26 protein-coding genes and 1 pseudogene are annotated in these 18,530 nt (G+C 66.9%); 14 read left to right on the top strand and 13 right to left on the bottom strand.

Going from position 1 to position 18,530, the window contains the following annotated elements; translation table 11 throughout:
* Positions 1–14: 14 nt before the first annotated feature.
* The 4 genes and pseudogenes from KBZ12_RS12340 to KBZ12_RS12330 form a co-directional block, all read right to left on the bottom strand.
* Positions 15–812, bottom strand: a complete 798-nt coding sequence (locus KBZ12_RS12340) for an ABC transporter ATP-binding protein (RefSeq protein ID WP_254958281.1) — start codon at positions 810–812, stop codon at positions 15–17.
* Positions 809–1,744 carry a 30S ribosomal protein S6--L-glutamate ligase gene (gene rimK, locus KBZ12_RS12335; RefSeq protein ID WP_396101180.1) on the bottom strand — a complete coding sequence of 312 codons (936 nt, stop codon included), beginning with the start codon at positions 1,742–1,744 and terminating at the stop codon, positions 809–811. Before rimK ends, KBZ12_RS12340 begins: the two co-directional genes overlap by 4 nt.
* A gap of 90 nt (positions 1,745–1,834) precedes the next feature.
* Positions 1,835–2,236: pseudogene (locus KBZ12_RS18695) on the bottom strand (ATP-dependent zinc protease); the annotation flags it as partial.
* Positions 2,237–2,398: 162 nt separating this feature from the next.
* A complete protein-coding gene (locus KBZ12_RS12330) occupies positions 2,399–2,947 on the bottom strand; it encodes a hypothetical protein (protein ID WP_254958279.1) in 549 nt (182 codons plus the stop codon).
* 86 nt (positions 2,948–3,033) lie between these two features.
* Here KBZ12_RS12330 and KBZ12_RS12325 point away from each other — a divergent pair, with 86 nt between their 5' ends.
* The 4 genes from KBZ12_RS12325 (at position 3,034) to arsB (ending at position 7,252) form a co-directional block, all read left to right on the top strand.
* A complete protein-coding gene (locus tag KBZ12_RS12325; RefSeq protein ID WP_254958278.1) occupies positions 3,034–4,140 on the top strand; it encodes a DUF389 domain-containing protein in 1,107 nt (368 codons plus the stop codon).
* A 113-nt stretch (positions 4,141–4,253) separates the two neighbouring features.
* A complete protein-coding gene (pstS, locus tag KBZ12_RS12320; RefSeq protein WP_254958277.1) occupies positions 4,254–5,285 on the top strand; it encodes a phosphate ABC transporter substrate-binding protein PstS in 1,032 nt (343 codons plus the stop codon).
* Between the two features lie 83 nt (positions 5,286–5,368).
* Positions 5,369–6,154, top strand: coding sequence for a hypothetical protein (locus KBZ12_RS12315; protein ID WP_254958276.1), 786 nt, complete (start codon positions 5,369–5,371; stop codon positions 6,152–6,154).
* A 36-nt stretch (positions 6,155–6,190) separates the two neighbouring features.
* Positions 6,191–7,252, top strand: coding sequence for an ACR3 family arsenite efflux transporter (gene arsB / locus KBZ12_RS12310; RefSeq protein ID WP_254958275.1), 1,062 nt, complete (start codon positions 6,191–6,193; stop codon positions 7,250–7,252).
* A 15-nt stretch (positions 7,253–7,267) separates the two neighbouring features.
* Here the strand turns inward: arsB and KBZ12_RS12305 are convergent, their stop codons facing one another.
* Positions 7,268–7,477 (bottom strand): hypothetical protein, encoded by a 210-nt coding sequence (locus KBZ12_RS12305; RefSeq protein WP_254958274.1) that lies wholly within the window; start codon positions 7,475–7,477, stop codon positions 7,268–7,270.
* Here KBZ12_RS12305 and KBZ12_RS12300 point away from each other — a divergent pair.
* Positions 7,467–8,444 (top strand): DnaJ C-terminal domain-containing protein, encoded by a 978-nt coding sequence (locus tag KBZ12_RS12300; protein WP_254958273.1) that lies wholly within the window; start codon positions 7,467–7,469, stop codon positions 8,442–8,444. The two genes, KBZ12_RS12305 and KBZ12_RS12300, sit on opposite strands and share 11 nt — an antisense overlap.
* Complete coding sequence (locus KBZ12_RS12295; RefSeq protein WP_015109294.1) at positions 8,437–8,748, top strand: chaperone modulator CbpM; 312 nt, start codon at positions 8,437–8,439, stop codon at positions 8,746–8,748. Before KBZ12_RS12300 ends, KBZ12_RS12295 begins: the two co-directional genes overlap by 8 nt.
* A gap of 4 nt (positions 8,749–8,752) precedes the next feature.
* Here KBZ12_RS12295 and KBZ12_RS12290 read toward each other — a convergent pair whose 3' ends face one another.
* The 3 genes from KBZ12_RS12290 to KBZ12_RS12280 all read right to left on the bottom strand — a co-directional run bounded on the left by KBZ12_RS12290 (position 8,753) and on the right by KBZ12_RS12280 (position 9,607).
* Positions 8,753–8,935, bottom strand: coding sequence for a DUF3368 domain-containing protein (locus KBZ12_RS12290; protein WP_254958272.1), 183 nt, complete (start codon positions 8,933–8,935; stop codon positions 8,753–8,755).
* Positions 8,899–9,267: a UPF0175 family protein gene (locus KBZ12_RS12285; protein ID WP_254958271.1), complete on the bottom strand. Its 369-nt coding sequence runs from the start codon at positions 9,265–9,267 to the stop codon at positions 8,899–8,901. Before KBZ12_RS12285 ends, KBZ12_RS12290 begins: the two co-directional genes overlap by 37 nt.
* Positions 9,268–9,346: 79 nt before the next feature.
* On the bottom strand, positions 9,347–9,607 hold the full coding sequence (locus KBZ12_RS12280) for a hypothetical protein (RefSeq protein ID WP_254958270.1): 261 nt from the start codon (positions 9,605–9,607) through the stop codon (positions 9,347–9,349).
* An 88-nt stretch (positions 9,608–9,695) separates the two neighbouring features.
* Here KBZ12_RS12280 and KBZ12_RS12275 point away from each other — a divergent pair, with 88 nt between their 5' ends.
* Positions 9,696–9,926 carry a hypothetical protein gene (locus KBZ12_RS12275; protein WP_254958269.1) on the top strand — a complete coding sequence of 77 codons (231 nt, stop codon included), beginning with the start codon at positions 9,696–9,698 and terminating at the stop codon, positions 9,924–9,926.
* Positions 9,923–10,342 carry a PIN domain nuclease gene (locus KBZ12_RS12270; protein WP_254958268.1) on the top strand — a complete coding sequence of 140 codons (420 nt, stop codon included), beginning with the start codon at positions 9,923–9,925 and terminating at the stop codon, positions 10,340–10,342. Before KBZ12_RS12275 ends, KBZ12_RS12270 begins: the two co-directional genes overlap by 4 nt.
* Here the strand turns inward: KBZ12_RS12270 and KBZ12_RS12265 are convergent.
* Positions 10,321–10,869: a hypothetical protein gene (locus KBZ12_RS12265; RefSeq protein WP_254958267.1), complete on the bottom strand. Its 549-nt coding sequence runs from the start codon at positions 10,867–10,869 to the stop codon at positions 10,321–10,323. The two genes, KBZ12_RS12270 and KBZ12_RS12265, sit on opposite strands and share 22 nt — an antisense overlap.
* Positions 10,870–10,880: 11 nt before the next feature.
* On the opposite strand from KBZ12_RS12265, the gene KBZ12_RS12260 reads away from it, so the two are divergent.
* Complete coding sequence (locus KBZ12_RS12260) at positions 10,881–11,540, top strand: alpha/beta family hydrolase (RefSeq protein ID WP_254958266.1); 660 nt, start codon at positions 10,881–10,883, stop codon at positions 11,538–11,540.
* 114 nt (positions 11,541–11,654) lie between these two features.
* Here the strand turns inward: KBZ12_RS12260 and KBZ12_RS12255 are convergent, their stop codons facing one another.
* The 4 genes from KBZ12_RS12255 to KBZ12_RS12240 form a co-directional block, all read right to left on the bottom strand.
* Positions 11,655–12,014, bottom strand: a complete 360-nt coding sequence (locus tag KBZ12_RS12255) for a hypothetical protein (protein ID WP_254958265.1) — start codon at positions 12,012–12,014, stop codon at positions 11,655–11,657.
* 52 nt (positions 12,015–12,066) lie between these two features.
* Entirely contained in the window at positions 12,067–12,546 is a 480-nt protein-coding gene (locus tag KBZ12_RS12250) for a hypothetical protein (RefSeq protein ID WP_254958264.1), read from the bottom strand.
* Positions 12,546–13,055: a hypothetical protein gene (locus tag KBZ12_RS12245; protein WP_254958263.1), complete on the bottom strand. Its 510-nt coding sequence runs from the start codon at positions 13,053–13,055 to the stop codon at positions 12,546–12,548. The genes KBZ12_RS12250 and KBZ12_RS12245 overlap by 1 nt, the downstream gene beginning before the upstream one ends.
* Before the next feature lie 293 nt (positions 13,056–13,348).
* The gene (locus KBZ12_RS12240) at positions 13,349–13,894 is read right to left on the bottom strand and encodes a DUF4236 domain-containing protein (protein WP_254958262.1); all 546 of its coding nucleotides are present in this window, start codon (positions 13,892–13,894) and stop codon (positions 13,349–13,351) included.
* Positions 13,895–14,034: 140 nt separating this feature from the next.
* Here KBZ12_RS12240 and KBZ12_RS12235 point away from each other — a divergent pair, with 140 nt between their 5' ends.
* From KBZ12_RS12235 to KBZ12_RS12215, 5 genes are all read left to right on the top strand, one after another.
* Positions 14,035–14,214, top strand: a complete 180-nt coding sequence (locus KBZ12_RS12235; protein WP_254958261.1) for a hypothetical protein — start codon at positions 14,035–14,037, stop codon at positions 14,212–14,214.
* Positions 14,196–16,232: a type I restriction-modification system endonuclease gene (gene hsdR / locus KBZ12_RS12230; protein ID WP_315859425.1), complete on the top strand. Its 2,037-nt coding sequence runs from the start codon at positions 14,196–14,198 to the stop codon at positions 16,230–16,232. The genes KBZ12_RS12235 and hsdR overlap by 19 nt, the downstream gene beginning before the upstream one ends.
* Positions 16,233–16,306: 74 nt before the next feature.
* Positions 16,307–17,554: a type I restriction-modification enzyme R subunit C-terminal domain-containing protein gene (locus tag KBZ12_RS12225; protein ID WP_254958260.1), complete on the top strand. Its 1,248-nt coding sequence runs from the start codon at positions 16,307–16,309 to the stop codon at positions 17,552–17,554.
* A 26-nt stretch (positions 17,555–17,580) separates the two neighbouring features.
* Complete coding sequence (locus tag KBZ12_RS12220; protein WP_254958259.1) at positions 17,581–17,961, top strand: clan AA aspartic protease; 381 nt, start codon at positions 17,581–17,583, stop codon at positions 17,959–17,961.
* 20 nt (positions 17,962–17,981) lie between these two features.
* Positions 17,982–18,464 carry a type I restriction-modification system subunit M N-terminal domain-containing protein gene (locus KBZ12_RS12215; RefSeq protein ID WP_254958258.1) on the top strand — a complete coding sequence of 161 codons (483 nt, stop codon included), beginning with the start codon at positions 17,982–17,984 and terminating at the stop codon, positions 18,462–18,464.
* Positions 18,465–18,530 lie beyond the last annotated feature (66 nt).

Below are 18,530 nucleotides of genomic sequence, written 5' to 3'. Positions count from 1 at the left end.
CGAATGATGGCGGCTCAGCCCGCCGGCAACACCTGGCGGTAACCGTTCGCCTCGCACACCCGCAGGGGGGTGGCGAACAGGGCGCTGAGGGGGGCATCCCGCAGCAACTGGGCCGCGGGGCCGTCGCCCACCACCTTCCCCTCGCGCAGCAGCACGCAACGGCTGATCTCGGGCAGGATCGTCTCGATCTGGTGGGTCACCAGCAGCAGGGTGGTGCCGGCGCGGGCCAGCTCGCGCAGGATCGCCAGCAACTGGTGTTTCGCCTTCAGGTCGAGCCCGTTGGTGGGTTCATCCAGCACCAGCACCTCGGGCCCGTGCACCAGGGCGCGGGCCAGCAGCAGGCGCCGCCGCTGCCCGTCGGAGAGCTGGCCGTAGGGGCGCTCTGCCAGGTCGGCCAGCCCCAACTGCGCCATCAACGCCGCCGCGCGCCGATGCTGGGCGGTGGAAGCCACCTGGCTGCGGCCGATGCCCACCGAGCCGAAGAAGCCGGAGAGCACCACATCGGCGGCAGGCGCCCGGCCCCCGTAGGCGGCCTGCAGATCCTGGGACACCAGGCCGATGCGGCCGCGCAGTTCCCAGAGGTTCACCGTTTCGCTGCCGAAGATCCGCAGGGAGGAGCCCGGCTTGACCACGGGGTAGAGCTCGCGGCTGAGCAGCTTCACCAGCGAGCTCTTGCCGGAGCCGTTGGGGCCCAGCACCACGGTGTGCTCGCCGCGGTGCAGGCGCAGGGAGAGATCGTCGAACACCCGGCGCGGGCCCAGCCAGGTCTCGACGGCCTCCAGCTCCAGGTAGGCCGATGCAGGGGCGCTCACGCCGGTGTCAGGGGCTGGGCCTCCGTTGCGGCCTCCTGGCCGGCGGGGCGGCCCCAGCCGAGCTTGCGTTCCAGGTTCTGGATGATCTTGCCGGCCAGATCCAGGCCGGTGGCCGCTTCGATCCCCTCAAGACCGGGACTGGAGTTCACCTCCAGCAGCAGGGGCCCGCGGTGGGAGCGGAGGATGTCGACGCCGGCCACGTCGAGCCCGAGGGCCTTGCAGGCCTTGATGGCCATCTGTTTCTCGGGGGCATCGAGTTGCACCATCCGGGCCGATCCCCCCTGGTGCAGGTTGGCCCGGAACTCCCCCTCGGCGGCCCGGCGCTCGATCGCGGCCACCACCTTGCCGCCGACGACGAAGCAGCGCAGATCCGTGCCCCCGGCCTCCTTGATGAACTCCTGCACCAGCAGGTTGGCGTCGAGGCTCTGGAGGGCATTGATGACGCTTTCCGCCGCCTTCTGGGTTTCGGCCAGGACGACGCCCTTGCCCTGGGCACCTTCCAGCAGCTTCACAATCAGGGGAGCGCCGCCCACCATCCGGATCAGGTCCACGGTGTCGAGCGGGGAATCGGCGAATCCGGTGACCGGGGTGTTGAGCCCGGCGCGGACGAACTCCTGGGAAGCGAAGAGCTTGTCGCGGGAGACGGTGATCGCCTGGGCACTGTTGAGGGACGGCACCCCCATCGATTCGAACTGCCGGGTCACGGCACAGCCGTAGAAGGTGACGCTGGGACGGATGCGCGGGATGACGGCATCGACCGTGCCGAGCACGTCGCCGCCGCGGTAGTGGACCTCGGGGTTGCGGGGGTCCAGGCGGATGTAGCACTGGCGGATGTTGAGGAACTGCATGTGGTGGCCCCGTTCCTCGCCGGCCTCGATCAGGCGACGGTTGCTGTAGAGATCGGGGTTGCTGGCCAGCAACACGATCCGCAGGCCGTCGTCACGCTTGCGGGCATGGGAATAGAGGGCCCGGCTCTCCTCATCGCTGAGGCTGCGCAGATGGTGGCGGCCCTCCGGATCCACCAGGATCCGGCCCACCATGGCCTGACGGCCGAGCAGCATCCGGTAGCCCATGGCATCGCGGTTGGCCAGCGTGAGTTCCACCTCCCAGCTCTGTTCACCCAGCACCAGGCGCTCCCGGATCACGTAGCGGCTCTCCGGGACGCCGCTGGTGTTGCGCACGTCCCGCTTGGCCACCACGGGGGCCTCATGGCGCACCACCAGCGCCCGGTCCCCCTGGAGCGGGTGCACCTCGAAGCTCACCCAGGGCTGCCCATCGCGGTCGAAGGCCACGATGTTGGTGGCGTGGAGGGCGGAGGTGGCGGCGCCGGAATCGACGCGGGCCTTGATCGCCGGCAGCCCGGCGTCCGGGAAGCTGCACCACTCCTCACTGCCCACGATGATCTTGCCGTCGACGCTGTCCATGGATCCGGGGCGGGTGGCGTGGGACGAGCCCCCATGCTCGCCGGGCTCTCTGCCGTTGTCGACGGGGGCCGGTGCTGGCCCTGCTGGAGCAGGAGGGGAAGCGGGCCCTGCCCCTGAGCTGGCCGCCCTGGCAATCCGGGGCTGGCGGATGTCGATCGCCCGCTAGGAGCCGGTGCGCTTCTTCGCCTGGCCCTGGGGCGTGCCCTCCAGAGGCGCCGGAGTGGGTGGGGCGGATGCCGCGCAGAGCTCGTCCACGAGGCGCAAGTAAGCGGCGGGATCCCGGCGGGCCATGACCCGGGCTTCCGCTTCCCGCTGCCAGCGGCCTTCGCCGTAGAGCCGGGCCAGGTCGTGCCGGTCGCGTCGGCTCAGGCCCCGCCGCAGTTCCTCCTCGCCCAGGTGGGGCCGTCCCCGCAGACAGCGGGACTGGACCGCGTGCCAGCCCTCGTGCAGCAGGGTGTCGTTGAGGTTGCCGCGGGGGCAGACCACGATCCGCCGGCTCTCGCGCAGGTAGAGCCCGTACAGGCCCCGCTCGGCACAGCGGGGATGGCTGCCGAGCACGCTGAAGCTGCGCTGCTCGAAGGCCTCCACCAGGCGCTGGTACGACCAGTTGTCCGCCCGGGCGGCCCGCGTCAACGGTTCCGGCAGCCCCACGGCCACCAGCAGGAGCACGGCGAGATGGAGCCACCTCCGGGCGGGCCGGCACCGGGTCATGGGACAGGCGATGGTCTGCTCATGGCCACTGAAGGTACCCGGCCGGAGCAGCAGGATGGGGTGCGATCCGCCCGAGCGCCCCAGCCATGCACGCCCCCTCCGCCCTGCCCGATGATGGTCGGCTGGCTGCGCTGCAGCAGGAGTTCGAGCACGACGCCAGCTTCAGCCAGGTGTTCGTGGTGCTCACGGTGGGGGCCACCCTGATCGCCAGCCTGGGCCTGCTGGCCAACAGCCCCGGGGTGGTGATCGGCGCCATGGTGGTCGCCCCGTGGATCATGCCGTTGCAGGCGATGGCCTTCGAGATCCTGCGGGGGCGGCTGCCGATGTTCCTGCGGGCCCTGCGCACCCTGCTGCTGGGGGTGGTGATCTGCGTCCTGCTGGCGATGGCGGTGGGCCACCTGGTGGCCTTCCCCAGCTTCGGCAGCGAGGTGATGAACCGCACCAGTCCCAACCTGCTGGATCTGGGCGTGGCCCTGGTGGCCGGGGCGGTGGCGATGTACGCCAAGTTGCGCAAGGACGCGATCTCGGCCCTGGCCGGCCTGGCCATTGCCGTGGCCCTGGTGCCGCCGATGTGCGTGGTGGGGATCCTGCTGGCCTCCTCCCACTGGATGCAGGCCTACGGGGCGCTGCTGCTGTTCGCCACCAACCTGCTGGGGATCATGGTGGGGGCGATGGCGTCGCTCGGAACGCTGGAGACGGTGTATCGGCGGCGGCTGTTCCACAGCCGCCTGGGCCTCACCAGCGTGGTGCTCACCGCCCTGCTGGTGATCCCCCTGGGCAGCAGCTTCTTCCGCCTGGTGAACCAGACCCGGCAGGAGAACAAGGCCCAGCAGTTGGAGGTGGCCATTGAGCAGCGGTTGCGCAGCAGCACCATCACCCTCGGTCGCGATCCCGCCATCGACATGGTGGGCCTGAGCATCGACTGGCAGCAGAACCCTCCGCTGATCAGGGCCCGGGTGCGCGTGACCGATCCGTCCCTGCCCACGGCCACCCAGGTGGCCGCCGTGCAGGAGTTCATCAACAAAAGCCAGGCACCGCTGCGCTTCCGGCTGGTGATGCAACGCACGGCCGTGGACCTGATCGGCCCGGAAACCGCACCGAATCCTGCTGCTCTGGAGGTGCTGCCGCCGCCGGCCCTGCCGCCCCTGCCGCGCGCACCGGAGGCGGAGGAGGGGCTGGAGACAACGCCATAGCTGGAGATAAAGCGCTCCTTTCCCGCTGTTGCCTATGTCACTTTTTGGACCTCTCTTAACCCAAGGCCTGCGCAACGTCGCCTAGATGCATGGCATTCCGTGTCGTGAAGCCAGTGACTCTCCGCCTCCCTTCAACCATCACCCCTCTGCGCCGTGCCTGCCTGCCGCTGGGGCTGGCCGCTCTGACGCTCAGCATCAGCGCCTGCGCCGGTGGTCGCCGGTTGCCTTCGCTCAACGGCGCTGGGGCCAGTTTCCCAGCCCCGGCCTACCAGCGCTGGTCCGCCGACTACAAGACCGCCAAGGGCTACCTGGTGAACTACCAGTCGGTGGGCTCCGGCCAGGGGGTGCGCTCGTTCCTGGCGGGCTCGGTCGATTTCGGCGCCACCGACGAACAGCTCAGCGCTGCGAATTTCAAGGAGGGCATGGCCGGCAAGCGGGGCGCCGTGCAGATTCCAATGCTGGGCGGCACGATCAGCCCGGCCTACAACAATCCCGACTGCCCCGGCCTCAAGCTGACCCAGGCCCAGCTCGCCGGCATCTTCCTCGGCAAGATCACCAACTGGAGCGCCCTGGGCTGTCCGGCCAGGCCCCTCACCGTGGCGCACCGATCCGATGGCGCCGGCACCACCTTCAACTTCACCAATTCGCTCGCCTGCTTCTCGCCGGAATGGAAGAAGAGGGTGGGCGTCGGCAAGGCGGTGCAATGGCCCGTGGGCCTGGGCGCCAGGGGGAACGAGGGGGTGGCCGGCCTGATCCAGAACACCCCCGGCTCGCTCGGCTATGTGAACCAGGCCTTCCTGCGTGGGGCGGTGAAGCCTGCGGCACTGCAGAACAAGGACGGAAAGTTCGTCCTTCCGGATGCGACAACAGGGGCGGCAGCTTTGAACAACATCGTCCTCGATGAGCGTCTGGGTGGGGAAGACTGCAACCCCAAAGGGGCCGAAAGCTACCCGATCGTGGCCTTCACCTGGATCCTGGCTTACCAGAGCGGACAGGGGGCTGAGAAGGCGGAAGCCATGCGCACCTTCCTGCTCTGGTCGCTGGAGGAAGCTCCCCAGCAGCAGGCGGCGAAGCTCGGCTTCGTTCCCCTCAGCGGCGACGTGCTGAAGCGGGCCCGGGAAGAGGTTGCCAAGATCAAGGACTGATCCCGCCGGGGTGACAGCCGAGACTGGCCCCGGTTCGGTTCGCCGTGATGACTGCGAGTTCCAGGGATCCTGCGGTCGAGCCGATGCGCCGATCCCTGCTGCGGCGCGTCTGGTTCTTCGGCCGGGTGAGCTTGCTGCTGCTGGGCATCGAAGCCTGCCGGGTGCTGGTGCACCGGCAGCACTGGGAGGTGCTGACCCCCAATCCCCTGTTCTCCGCCCTGGTGGCCTCGGAGGTGTTCCTGCTGGGCTTCCTGCTCAATGGGGTACTGACCGATTACAAGGAAGGCGAGAAGCTGCCGGGTGACCTGGCCGCCGCCCTGGAGTGCCTCGCCCTGGAGGTGCAGGGCCTGCCGTTGCTGCAGCCGGGCGCAGAGGTGACCGGGAGCCTGGCGCTGCTGGCGAACTTCAGCGAAGCGCTGCTGGCCTGGATGCAGGAGGCCGGGCCGACCCTGGAGCTGCTGGAGCAGCTCAACGACCTGCAGCTGGCCATCGAGAAACTGGGCTGCCTGTATCCGGCACCGCTGCAGGCGCGCCTGCTGGTGGAGCTGGCCCACATCCGCCGCGGCGTGCAGCGCATCGACGTGATTCGCAGCACCACATTCGTTCCGTCCGTCTATGGCATGGCCTACATCGGCACGGCGGTTCTCACCGTCGGGCTGGTGCTTTCCCGTATCGAACCCTTCGCCGAATCCCTCTTCTTCATCGGCGTGATCTCCTTTCTGCTGATCAAGCTGCTGCTGCTGATCACCGATCTCGACAACCCCTTCGGGGCCTCCCAGGCGCTGTCGGTGGAAAACGTCTCGCTGCTGCCTGTTGCCGATGCGGTGATGCGGCTGCAGCGAATGGCGGAGCCAGGCCCAACGGGCTAATCAATTAGCGTTGATGCAACCAGCCGGGCCAATCCCATGGACGAGGAAAGGGCCGTGCTGGCCAGGCTGTCGCTGCTCGACCGCTACCTGCCGCTCTGGATCCTGCTGGCGATGGCCGGCGGCCTGCTGCTGGGCCGCTTCTTTCCGGCCATCCAGGGCTGGCTCGATGCCGTGCGCATCGGCAACACCTCGCTGCCGATCGCCCTGGGGCTGCTGCTGATGATGTACCCGGTGCTGGCCAAGGTGCACTACGAGGACCTGGGCCGGGCGGCGCGGGATCGGCGCCTGCTGCGGCTGTCGTTGCTGCTGGTCTGGGGGTTGGGGCCGGCGCTGATGTTCGCCCTGGCCTGGCTGTTCCTGCCCACCCAGCCGGAGTTCCGCACCGGGCTGATCCTGATCGGCCTGGCCCCCTGCATCGCCATGGTGCTGATCTGGATCGATCTGGCCCAGGGCGACCGGGAGGCGGCGGCCCTGCTGGTGGCGATCAATTCGATCATCCAGGTGCTGGCCTACGCCCTGCTGGGTGGCTTCTACCTGAAGATCCTGCCCGGCTGGCTGGGGCTGGCCACCCAGGACGTGGCCTTTTCGATGGCGGAGATCGCCGCGGCGGTGCTGGTGTTCCTGGGGCTGCCGCTGGCCGCGGGCTACCTCAGCCGCCGCATCGGTCTGCACCTCAAAGGCCCCCGCTGGTATGAGCAGCGCTTCATCCCGTTCATCAGCCCGTTCGCGCTCTACGGCCTGCTGTTCACGATCGTGGTGATGTTCGCCCTGCAGGGCCAGGCGATCACCTCCGATCCGCTCACGGTGGCCGCCGTGGCCCTGCCGTTGGTGCTCTACTTCGCGATCATGTGGGGCGTGGCCTTCGCGGTGGGCCGCCGCAACGGGCTCGGCTACCCCAAAACCGCCACCCTGGCGTTCACCGCCGCCGGCAACAACTTCGAGCTGGCCATCGCCGTCAGCATCAGCGTCTGGGGGGTCAGCTCCCGCCAGGCGTTGGCTGGGGTGATCGGGCCATTGATCGAGGTGCCGGTGCTGGTGGCGCTGGTCTACGTGTCGCTGTGGTTGCGCCACCGCTTCCAGGCTCGTGCCAGCGGCTGAGCACCCGGCCCAGGATCAGGTGGCGAGGAGTTTCCAGGCGGACAACAGCAGCACCACGCCGATCCGCTGCCGCAGCAGAACGGCCGGCAGGGCGATGTAGCCGGAGTCCCCGGCGTGGCCCAGCGAGGCATAGAGAAAGGCCACCGCCGCCAGGGCGATCAGCAGGGGCATAGGAGGATGGCCCCGATCCCGGGCACCGGGCAGGGACGCTGCGATGAAGTTCAAGGACTACTACGCCAGCCTGGGGGTGGAGCGCAGCGCCAGCGCCGAGGAGATCAAAAAGGCCTACCGAAAACTGGCCCGCCAGTACCACCCCGATGTGGCCAAGGAGGAGGGGGCCGAGGAGCGGTTCAAGGAGATCAGCGAGGCCTATCAGACGCTTTCGGATCCGGAGAAGCGCCAGGCCTACGACGACCTCGGCCGCCACGGCCCCGGCGAGGACTTCAACCCCTCACCGGAATGGGACAGCCGCTTCTCGCGCGGCGGCAGCCAGCAGGAGGTGGACCTGGCCGATCTGTTCGAGCGGATGGGCTTCGGCGGTGGCGGCTTCGGTGGCTTCGGTGGCGGCACCGGCGGCCCCCGGCGGCCGGGGGCGGACTTCCCGATCCGCGGCCAGGACGTGGAGGTGGCCACCGAGCTCAGCCTGGAGCAGGCCGCCCGGGGGACGGAGGTGTCGTTCTCGCTCAGCGTTCCGGTGCTGGGGGCCGATGGCCGGGTGCAGAAGCAGAGCCGCAGCGGCCGGATACGGGTGCCCCGCGGCGTGGTGGAGGGGGAGCGGCTGCGAGTGCCGGGCAAGGGGGGCGACGGCATCGCCGGCGGTGCCCCCGGCGATCTCTATCTGGAGGTGCGGCTGGCGCCCCATCCGCGCTTCCGGGCGGTCGGCCACGACCTCTACCTGGAGCTGCCGATCGCCCCCTGGGAGGCGGCCCTGGGGGCCGAGATCAGCGTGCCCAGCCTCGATGGGCCGGTGGCGGTGAACCTGAAGCCGGGGATGCGCAGCGGCCAGAAGCTGCGGCTGGCCGGCAAGGGCCTGCCCCACCGGCGCGACGGGGCGGGCGATCTCTACGGTGTGATTCAGATCGTGCTGCCCGAAAAGATCGGCGAACGGGAGCAGGAGCTGTACCGCGACCTCGCCGAAGCCTCCGCCTTTAGCCCCCGCCACCACCTCGAAGGACCTTCCACCGATGGCTGACGACCTGCTGATTCCCGACGACGACGAGGGGTGCACCGTGGCCCTCGAGGAGTTGCTGGCCGCCTCGGGCCTCGGCCACGAGGAAGTGATCGAACTGGTGCAGTTCGGGGTGTTCCGCTGCGCCCAGCACGCGCCGGTGTGGACCTTCCACGTCCATACGGTGAGCCTGGCCCGCCGCGCCGCCCGCCTGCGCGACGACTTCGGCCTCAACGTGTCCGGGATGGCCCTGGCCCTCACCTACCTGGAGCGGATCGAGGCCCTCGAGGGTCGGCTGCGGGAGCTGGAATCGCAGTTGCCGCGGTGAGGTTTCAGCTGGCGGAGTCGTCGTCGATCTCGCCACAGCGCTTCAGAACGGTGGTGATCACGGCTGGAGCGATGCGGAAATCGCTGCGATGCAGTTCCGCAAACACGGCCCGGGCCGAAGGGATCAGGCCCCGCAGACGGGCCAGGCCGATCAGGGGGCTGGCGTCGCTGATGACGATTGCAGCCACTGCTCCAGGGTGTCGAGATCTGCGCGGGTTTCGGCTTCCGTCAGGCGGATCGCCGCGATGCCGAGTCGCGAGAGATGGACGATGAAGGTGGCGGTGTCCATGTCGGCCACGCGGGCGGCCCTGGCCAGGGAGAGCTCGCCTTCGCGGAAGAGGGCCGTGGCCAGGGCTGGCCTGACGCCCGGCGCCTGCAGGAGACCTTGCTGGTCGAGGCCCATCAGCAGCGCGTCGGGGTGGTCGCGGTTGAGCACCACGACCATGTCCGTCTTTGCCTGGCGCAGGGCCTCAGACGGATTGTTCTTGAGGCCGCTGACGCTCACGGCACGCATGGCCATCGCTGCAGGGAAGAACGGATAGGACGATCCTATGGCCTTTAGCCGGGGGCTTCAGTCAGGGGCCGCTTGTTGCGCCCCGCTAGAGCCCCACCTTGCGGCGACCCAAGACCATGCCGGCGGCATAGCCGATCGCCGGCAGCAGCAGGCCTGGGTTGAGGGGGATCTGCACCAGCAGAACGATCCCCACCAGCCAGGGCACCAGCAGCAGGCAGCCGAAGGCCAGCTGGCTGAAGCGGGAGCGGCGCGCCAGGCGGCCCGAGCCCTGCACCAGGCGGGGGACGCCCTTGCCCAGGCCGTAGCCCAGCAGCACGGTCAGAACGGTGAGCAGGATCGCGCCCATGGCGGGGAGGCAAGCTCTCGGATTCTGCCGCCACAGGCGTCCAGGCCTGCCATGCTGGCGGAGAGTCTGACGAGTGGGTGTTAAAAGCATGAAAGTCACCGTCGAGCTTTCAGACAGTGAGATGGGCGAAATCCTGGCTCTCACGGGAGAGCGCAAGAAAGGTCCCGCCATCCGCCGCCTGATGGAGGAGGCCCTGCAGCAGCGGCGCCGCGCCCAGGTGGCCCAGCGCTTCCTCAGCGGCGAATGGGGTGTGGAGCTGGAGAGCTTCGAGGCCGACCAGGAGCGCGATCGCCAACAGGCGCAGGCGATCGATCCATGACGCTGCTGCTCGACACCAGCCTGTGGATCGACTTCACCCGCGCCCGCAGTCCGAGCCACCTGAAACAGTTCATCGCCCCCTTCGTCCTGGACCCCCAGGCCCACCTGGCCGAGCCGGTGCGCTTTGAGCTGTTGCGCTCCGCCCGGCCGGAAGAGGCCCGGCTGCTGGAGGCGCAGTTCGCCACCCTGCCCTCACTGCCCACGCCAGCGGATCTGTGGCAGCAGGCGATCGCTCTGGGCCAGGCCTGCCGCCAGATCGGCCGCACTGTGCTGAGCCTTGATCTGCTGGTGGCCGCCGTGGCGCTGCACCATGACGCGGTACTGGTCAGCTTCGATGCCGACTTCGACGCCATCGCCTCGGTGAGCGAGCTGCGCCTGAACCGTCTGGTGCGCCCCTACTCGCAGACAGGCACATAGGGCACCGCGAGCGTGGCGATCGCGCTCTTTTCGGCAAACGCACCGAGCACCTGCTTGCCGCCCCGATTCACCGTGACGAACCGTCCGGCGAACGTTTCGTCGTAGACCGAGGTGGCGGAGAGGCCGGCGGCGCGGGCGCGCTTGAGCAAATCGGCCACGGTGCCGCCGGGAATGGCGACGCCAAACGACGTCCGCACGCCTGCGGAAAAGGCGAAGACCCGCAACGTGCCCTGGTCGAATTCGACCGTGCCGACGATTCCTGCCGGCGCCTTGGGCCCCTTGAGCCTGTAGACGACGAGCGCCGGCCCGGCGAGCTCACAACCGGGGCCCGGATCGGAGAGCCAGCCGGTGGCGACGGCTTCGGCTCGGCCCATGCCGAGACGCAACGGGCCGATCCCGTCGAGGCGGAGCACCGGGGTTGATGGGCGACTTTCAGCCGACACCGATCCGGCCGCCACCAGCAGGAAGGCCCCCACGGCCCCAAGCCGTGCAGCGCGACGCAGCGTGTGGCCGATCCGGCGTGTCATGGTCTGACTGTATGGGCACCAGCTCCGACCCCCGCCTGATCGACGGCCCCGCCAACGCGCCGGCCACCGTGCTGCTGGCCCATGGGGCCGGGGCACCGATGGACAGCCCGTTCATGGCGGCGATCGCCGGCGGACTGGCCGCGGCGGGCTGGCGGGTGGTGCGCTTCGAGTTCGGCTACATGGCCCGGATGCGCGAGACGGGCCGCCGCCAGGGGCCCGAGCGGATGCCGGTGCTGCAGGAGGCCTTCCGCCAGCAGGTGCAGCTGGAGACGGGCGAGCGCCCGCAGCGGCCGCTGTTCATCGGCGGCAAGTCGATGGGCGGGCGGGTGGCCAGCCTGCTGGTGGATGACCTGGCCGCCAGCGATGGGGTGCGGGGCTGCCTGTGCCTGGGCTATCCCTTCCATCCGCCCGGCAAGCCGCTGCAGCTGCGCACCGAGCGCCTGGCCGCCCTGCGCACACCCACTCTGATCCTTCAGGGGGAACGGGACACGTTCGGGCGGCGGGAGGAGGTGGAGACCTACTCCCTTTCGCCAGCGGTGCAGGTGCTATGGATCCCGAGCGGGGACCACAGCTTCAAGCCCACCCGGCGTTCGGGACTCAGCGAGGCGGAGAACTGGGCGACGGCGGTGGCGTGGGGTGATGGGTTTGTGCGGGGGGTGCTGGGGGGGTGAGTTCTGGGCGCCAGGAAGGGAGGCTGCACCGCTGAAGTCTGTAAGCAGATCTTTCCCTGCGCGACCCGCATCTTGGAGCAGGCGAACGGATCGATCGCCACAGGTACAACCCCATCAACGGGTGTTCTCTGTGTCAGGAAGGCTGTCGTAGAAGACCCCTCCAACATTGAACTTGGGTGTGGTGGTGACGTATTCCGTCGTGAGGGTACTCGGGTCGAACTCGATCACTGTGCGCACCTTGTCAAGCCATTGAACCCGGTAGGCCTTGGTCACGGTGAGGGTGGCGATCCAGGGTCCGTCGACCGTATCGTTCAGTTCGAAAGGGCCGCCACCTGGGTGCATCTCATAGAGCTTGACAACGCCATGGGCGAGGACCCGCTGCGGATCGCAAGGCCAGTACCCTGTTCGACCAGCAAGAATGATCTCGGAGACGCGTGAATGGCCAACGGGACTGAAGCGAAGATGGGTCGCCATTGAAGTGAGTTAGACAGTAGTTCTTGAGGACTTTAGTCAGTCTGGGGTTGAATCAGTTCTTACCTGAAAGCAGCCTCTCGAGCAGACTGATCATTCGTTCTTCCAGCTGATCGATACGCCGCAACAGCCGCGCTTCCGTTTGTGCCAAAGCTTCCTCGCTGACGCCGCCACGGCCAGCTCCCGCTACCGACAGCGAGCGTGCAGGGGCGGGCCAAGAGCCATTCGCGAATACGGAGCTGAGATGGTCCCAGGTTTTCTTCTTGGTGGGAGCTGGTCCCAGGGCGGCCTCCAGATGGGCATGGGCCGCTGCGGCCGTGCGGAAGCGGGCCTTGAGGGCCGCCGGATGGCATTGGTCCTTCGGTAGCAAGGGCTGGGGTGACCCACCCAATGCACCGATAGCCTCCGCCGGTGCCATCTCCTCCACCAGCTGGCGGATCGCGGCGTTCTGGTCCCCCACGGTGCGGAACAGATCGGCGTCGCCCTTGGCCATCCGCGCCATCAGCTCGCCGAAGCGATCGCTCAGTTCCCCCATCAGCCCTCTCTTCCTCCTCGCAGCAGGCGGCGCATGCGCTCGATCAGCCGTGTGATGCTGAAGATGCTCCAGTAGCCGGCCTCATCCTTGGCGGCATCAAGCTCTTGCAACAGCCCATCAAGGGCCTGTTGCTTGTCTTCGAAGGCCTCCAACTCCCGATGCATGTCCTGGGCGATGCGGAGGGCCTCCGCCTTCTCCTGGCCCAGGGCCATCAGCCGGCCCTCATAGCTGCGCAGGGTCTCCAGAAACCGTTCGCGCGCCACCGTGAGCTCCCTGGAGCGGCGTTGCAGCTGGGCCCTCGAGCGGGTGAGGGAGGCGTGGCTGTTGCGCATCGCCTGGTAATGGTGCTCGATCTGCTCCCGGCTCAGGGCGCTGAGATCGGCGGGAAAATCCCGGGTGGAGCGGATGCCTTTGCACTCCAGTGCGGCCTGAGCGACAGCAGGCGCCACCGGTATCGATTCACTTTCCGGCACCAGGAGGCTCAGCTCCCCTTGCTCGCTGTTGGTCATCGGATCAGAGACGCGACCTCCAGCACAGCACCGGAGATAGATAGTTGGGGAGAACAGGCCTTGGGCCGGTCATGAATCGATTCACAGTTCTCCGAGCGCGACGCCGGGATGGACCCGTCGGCCAGCCAGCTCAGCGGCCAGCCGGCGACGGCGGAAGCCCGCGGTCAAGATTATTGGCGTTTATGCCAGGGCCATAATTTCAGCCGAGACATGCATCCCTGTCAGAGCCCCCGGCTGTCGGACCCACGCGCACCGGACCAGCGCCGGCCCTCCTAGAGGAGCCGCCTGGCGGCCTAGTCCCTGAGCCAGCCCCGGGCGCTCACCAGCAGCAGCGCTTCCTGCACCGCCTCCACGCAGCGATGGGCCCGGCGCTTCACGTCGTCCTGGCTTTGCGCACGCATCACGTAGGCCTGCATCGCCTCTGGCGTTTCGATCACGGCCAGCAGGCCCTGGGTGCGGGTGCCGATGGCGGGATCGACCAGCAGGCGGGTGATCAGGTTGTCTTCCCAGAGCCGCTGGCCACCGGAGCCAGGCGAGAACAGCTGCTCCTGCAGCACCCCCAGGCACCCCTGCCGGAAGGCCTCAAGCTGGCCGGGCCGGAAACGGCGGCTGTTGGGCAGGCCCGCCGCCGACGCCGAGGGCGCCCCGACGCCGTGCTCCACGCTCCAGCTCAGCCCGGTGCCGGGCAGTCCCACGGTGGTGCGGGGGCCACCGGCGCGGGCGACTGGGATGTTGAAGGACGCCCCGCGGCCCCCCAGGGAGATGGAGCTGAGGCCGCTCTTGCCGAAATTGAGGCGCAGGGGGCCGAGGCGGGCGCTGCGGCGGAAGCGGAAGGGCATGGGATATGGATCGGTTGAGAGGTCAGAGTCAGGCAGATCGTGGCGGCTTCCGAATGTCCGTGATGAGGTGATTCCGCCGTGAAGACACCCCACGGCGACCACGGCTCGTTCAAACTGTTCCAAACAGAATTCCGGGGCAAGTGGATGCCAGCGGCTGCCTGGTCCTTCGCATGGATGGATCCCGATTTCAGGTCAAGGGGCTCGACAATGGCTCGCTGGAGGTCGGATCCTGGCGGGAAGACCGGAACCCTGGGGTGTCGATCCTCGCCCATTCCGAAGCCATGCTGAAGCCGTTGCCCCAGTGGCTGGAGGTGTTGTGAGCACCAACTTCGCCCAGCTGCGCGAGTACGACGATCAGCTGTTCCGGCTGGGGGTCTTGGCGGAGCGCTATTTCCCCGAGGATCCCAATACGGCGCTGATCAAGCTGCGGCAGCTGGGAGAACGGCTGGCCCAGCAGGTGGCGTCCCGTTTTGGGGTGTTCACGAGCGCCCAGGAGTCGCAACTGGCCTTGATTCGCCGGTTGGAGTTCGATGGCCTGATCGAGCGTGAGGTGGCAGCTCTCTTCCATGACCTGCGCACGACAGGAAATGACGCCACCCATGGGCTCTATGGCGACCATGCCAGCGCCCTGAGCACCCTCAAGATCGCCTGGCAATTGGGTGTGTGGTTTCATCGCACCTTCTCGGACCCCGAGTTCCGCAGTGGGCCCTTTCGGCCTCCTCAGCCCCCGGCCGATGAAAGCGAGGAACTTCGTGCGGAGCTGGCCGCTCTCCAGAGTGCGCTCGATGCCTTCCGCGCCGAAGGAGGAGCGGTGGCTGAGCAGCTCAGCGCCACGGAGGCCCAGCTGCAACAGGCCCTCGACGAGCAACAGCAATGGGAACAGTTGGCCGAAGCGGCCGAGGCGAATAAGGTTGACCTCGCGACTCAACTGCAAGCCCTACAGAACGCCGCCGCCCGGCAACCGGCAGCGGTGTCGGCGGGATTGCTACAGGCAGCAAAGAAGGCCGCTGGTTCGATCGAACTGGATGAGGCTGCCACCCGCCAGCTGATCGATGAGCAGTTGCGGCAAGCGGGCTGGGAGGCGGACACGCAGACCCTTCGCTATGGGAAAGGAGCCCGGCCGCAAAAAAACCGCAACCTGGCCATCGCCGAATGGCCCACCAGCAGCGGTCCTGCTGATTATGTGTTGTTCGTTGGCCTGACCCCGGTTGCGGCCGTGGAGGCCAAGCGGGCCAACACTGATGTGGCAGGCAAGGTGCCCCAAGCTGAGAGCTATTGCCGAGACTTCCAACCAAGCGCCGAAACAGAGCTGAGGAGCACTGGTTGGGGGCCAGAGGCTGAATACAGCATCCCCTTCGCCTTCTCCAGCAATGGCCGGCCCTTCCTCAACCAACTGCGCACCAAGAGCGGCATCTGGTTCCGCGATCTGCGCCGCAGTGACAATCTCGCCGGACCCCTCGAACGCTGGTATTCACCCGAAGGTCTCAAGGCGCTGGCGCGCCAGGACGTGGACCTGGCCCATCAGCAACTGCGGCGGGAGTCGTTCAGCTTTGGCTTTCCGCTGCGGCCCTACCAGAGGCGCGCCATCGAAGCCACTGAAGCGGCGATTGCAGCAGGCCAACGGGAGATCATGCTCGCCATGGCCACCGGCACGGGCAAAACCAAAACCTGCGTGGCCCTGATCTATCGGCTGCTCAAAACCGGGCGATTCCGGCGCGTGCTGTTTCTGGTGGACCGCTCGGAACTCGGCACCCAGGCCGCCGATGCCTTCAAGGAAACGCGGATGGAAAGCCTGCAGAGCTTCGCTGCCATCTACGGCATCAAGGAACTGGGCGAGCGCGAAGTTGAGAGCGATACAAGGGTGCACATCGCCACCGTGCAGGCCATGGTGCAGCGTCTGCTGCTCGGCAGCGAGGAAGACAAGCCCACGGTGGACACCTATGACCTGATCGTGGTGGATGAATGCCACCGGGGCTATCTGCTGGATCGGGAGCTGAGTGAGCTTGAGCTTCGTTTCCGGGATTTCAACGACTACGTGTCGAAGTACCGGCGGGTGCTCGAGATGTTTGATGCCGTCAAGATCGGTCTCACGGCCACGCCGGCATTGCACACGGTGATGATCTTTGGGAAACCGGTGTTCGTGTACAGCTACCGCGAGGCGGTGGTGGATGGCTTCCTGGTGGACCACGAGCCGCCACAACCGAACTCTCCAGCGAAGGCATTGCATGGGCTGCTGGCGAGGAAGTTAAATTTTACGATCCAACCACCACACAGATTGATAAGTTCACAACGCCGGATGAGTTGCGTTTTGAAGTGGAGGCCTTCAACCGCAAGGTGATCACGGAGTCTTTCAACCGGGTGGTTTGCGATGCGCTCGCCGATGAGCTGGATCCGTTTTCCCTTTACAAAACCATGATCTTCTGCGTTAGCGACGCCCATGCCAATCTGGTGGTGATGCTGCTCAAAGAGGCCTTCCAGGCTCGCTACGGAAGCGTGCCCGATGATGCGGTTGCCAAGATCACCGGTGACAGTGATAAGCCAAAGCAACTGATCCGCCGCTACAAAAATGAACAATTCCCCAATATCGCCGTCACGGTGGATCTGCTCAGCACCGGTGTGGATGTGCCCGCGATTTGCAACATCGTGTTCCTGCGGCGCATGAACAGCAGGATTCTGTACGACCAGATGATCGGCCGCGCCACCCGCCTTTGTGATGCGATCGACAAGACCCACTTCCGCATCTTTGATGCCGTTCGGATCTACGAGGCGCTGAAGAACTTCACGGACATGAAGCCGGTGGTGGTGAACCCGAATATCAGCTTCAGCCAGCTGTTCCAAGAACTGGAAACCACGGAGGGCGAGGAGAGCGAGCTGGTGCGTCAACAGCTGATTGCCAAGCTGCGGCGCAAGCAACATCGATTGAGCGAGAACCACGCAGCCCAGTTCCGCTTGCTCACCGGCGAGGAACCCCCCGATTTCATCAACCGCCTGCAGCAGCTGCCGATTCAGGAAGCCAGCCGCTGGTTAGGAACCATCCACGGCTTGGCTGAGTTGTTGGATCAGCAATGGGATGGGCCCGCCGAACCCCAGTTCCTCTCCGAGCACGACGACTCCCTGCGCTCGATTGAGCGGGGCTATGGCGAGGCCACCCGCCCGGAGGACTATCTGGATGGCTTCTCCGCTTTTGTGCGCGACCCCGGCAATGACCTGCCAGCCCTCACCACTGTGCTGCAGCGGCCCTGGGAACTCACCCGTAAGGATCTGCGGGAGCTCAGGCTTGCTCTCGATCAGTGGGGTTACAACGAGGCCACCCTGGCCACCGCCTGGCGCGAAACCACCAACCAGGACATGGCCGCCTCGATCATGGGCTACATCCGCCAGGCGGCCCTTGGCGATGCGCTGGTTCCTTATGAGCAGCGGGTGGAGAAGGCCCTGCAGCGGATCCTGGCCACCCGCAGCTGGACCACACCCCAACGCCAGTGGCTGCAACGCATTGCCAACCAGACCAAGGCGATCACGATCGTGGATCGCGAAGCCCTTGACGACGACGCCCTGTACTTCCGCCGCGAGGGGGGCGGCTGGCAGCGGCTCGATCGGATGTTCGCCGGTGAGCTAGATGGCGTGCTGCGTGAGTTCAAGCGTGAGGTGTGGGCGGCGTGAAGCCAGTGGCTGGCTACGGTGAGTTGATGGGACTGATTCGCGGCACCTTCTCGCTGAGCAACCCCACCCGGCCCGATTTGGCGCCGCTGGAGGTGTCGGCCCTGGTGGACACTGGGGCGGTGCACCTGTGCATCCCGGAGCACCTGGCAATCCAGCTGAGCCTGTCGGAACTGGAGCGCCGCGAGGTGGTGCTGGCCGATGGCCACCGGCGCACGGTGCCCTACGTGGGCCCGGTGGAGGTGCGCTTCCGCAACCGCCGCTGCTTCACCGGCGCGATGGTGCTGGGCAATGAGGTGCTGCTGGGGGCGATCCCGATGGAGGACATGGACCTGGTGCTGCGGCCGCAGCTGCAGAGCGTGGATGTGAACCCGGAGAGCCCCAACATCCCCGTGAGCGTGGCGAAGTGACGCCCTACACCTAAACAGTGATGCCCACACCCACCCACGACATCGTTGCCAAGCTCTGGAACCTCTGCAATGTGCTGAAGGACGACGGGGTGACGTATCACCAGTACGTGAGCGAGCTCACCTATCTGTTGTTCCTGAAGATGGCCAAGGAAACTGCTCAGGAGCAGGGGATTCCGCCGGAATGGCGCTGGGATGTCCTTGAGTCCCTGTCGGGCCTCAGCCAGTTCAACCACTACAAGGAGCTGCTTCTGAAGCTGGGCAGCTCATCACAGAGCACAGGAGAGAATGACGACTCTAAAAAGGAGAGTTCCGAGGGCAACAAAGAGGGAGTGACACAAGATGACCGCAGCGAAGAAGGGGCTGAAGAAGAACAAGTCAATCCTGTCTCGCCAATTGTGACAGAGATTTATGCCAACGCCAGCACCTTCATCAAAAAACCAACGTATGTGTTCAGGGGTCGGGACGTCCCCCGCGGGACTGCATTTCTGACAGCTCATCGCTGAGCGATCAAGAAGCAGTGCTCTGTGCTGCTGATTCAGGGATCGGGCAGCAGTGTCGGCATCACCCCA

The organism is Cyanobium sp. Cruz CV13-4-11 (assembly GCF_024346055.1).
Taxonomy (GTDB): domain Bacteria; phylum Cyanobacteriota; class Cyanobacteriia; order PCC-6307; family Cyanobiaceae; genus Cyanobium.
Note: the sequence above shows the minus strand (reverse complement) of the source record. Positions and strands in the feature narration are given on the sequence as shown.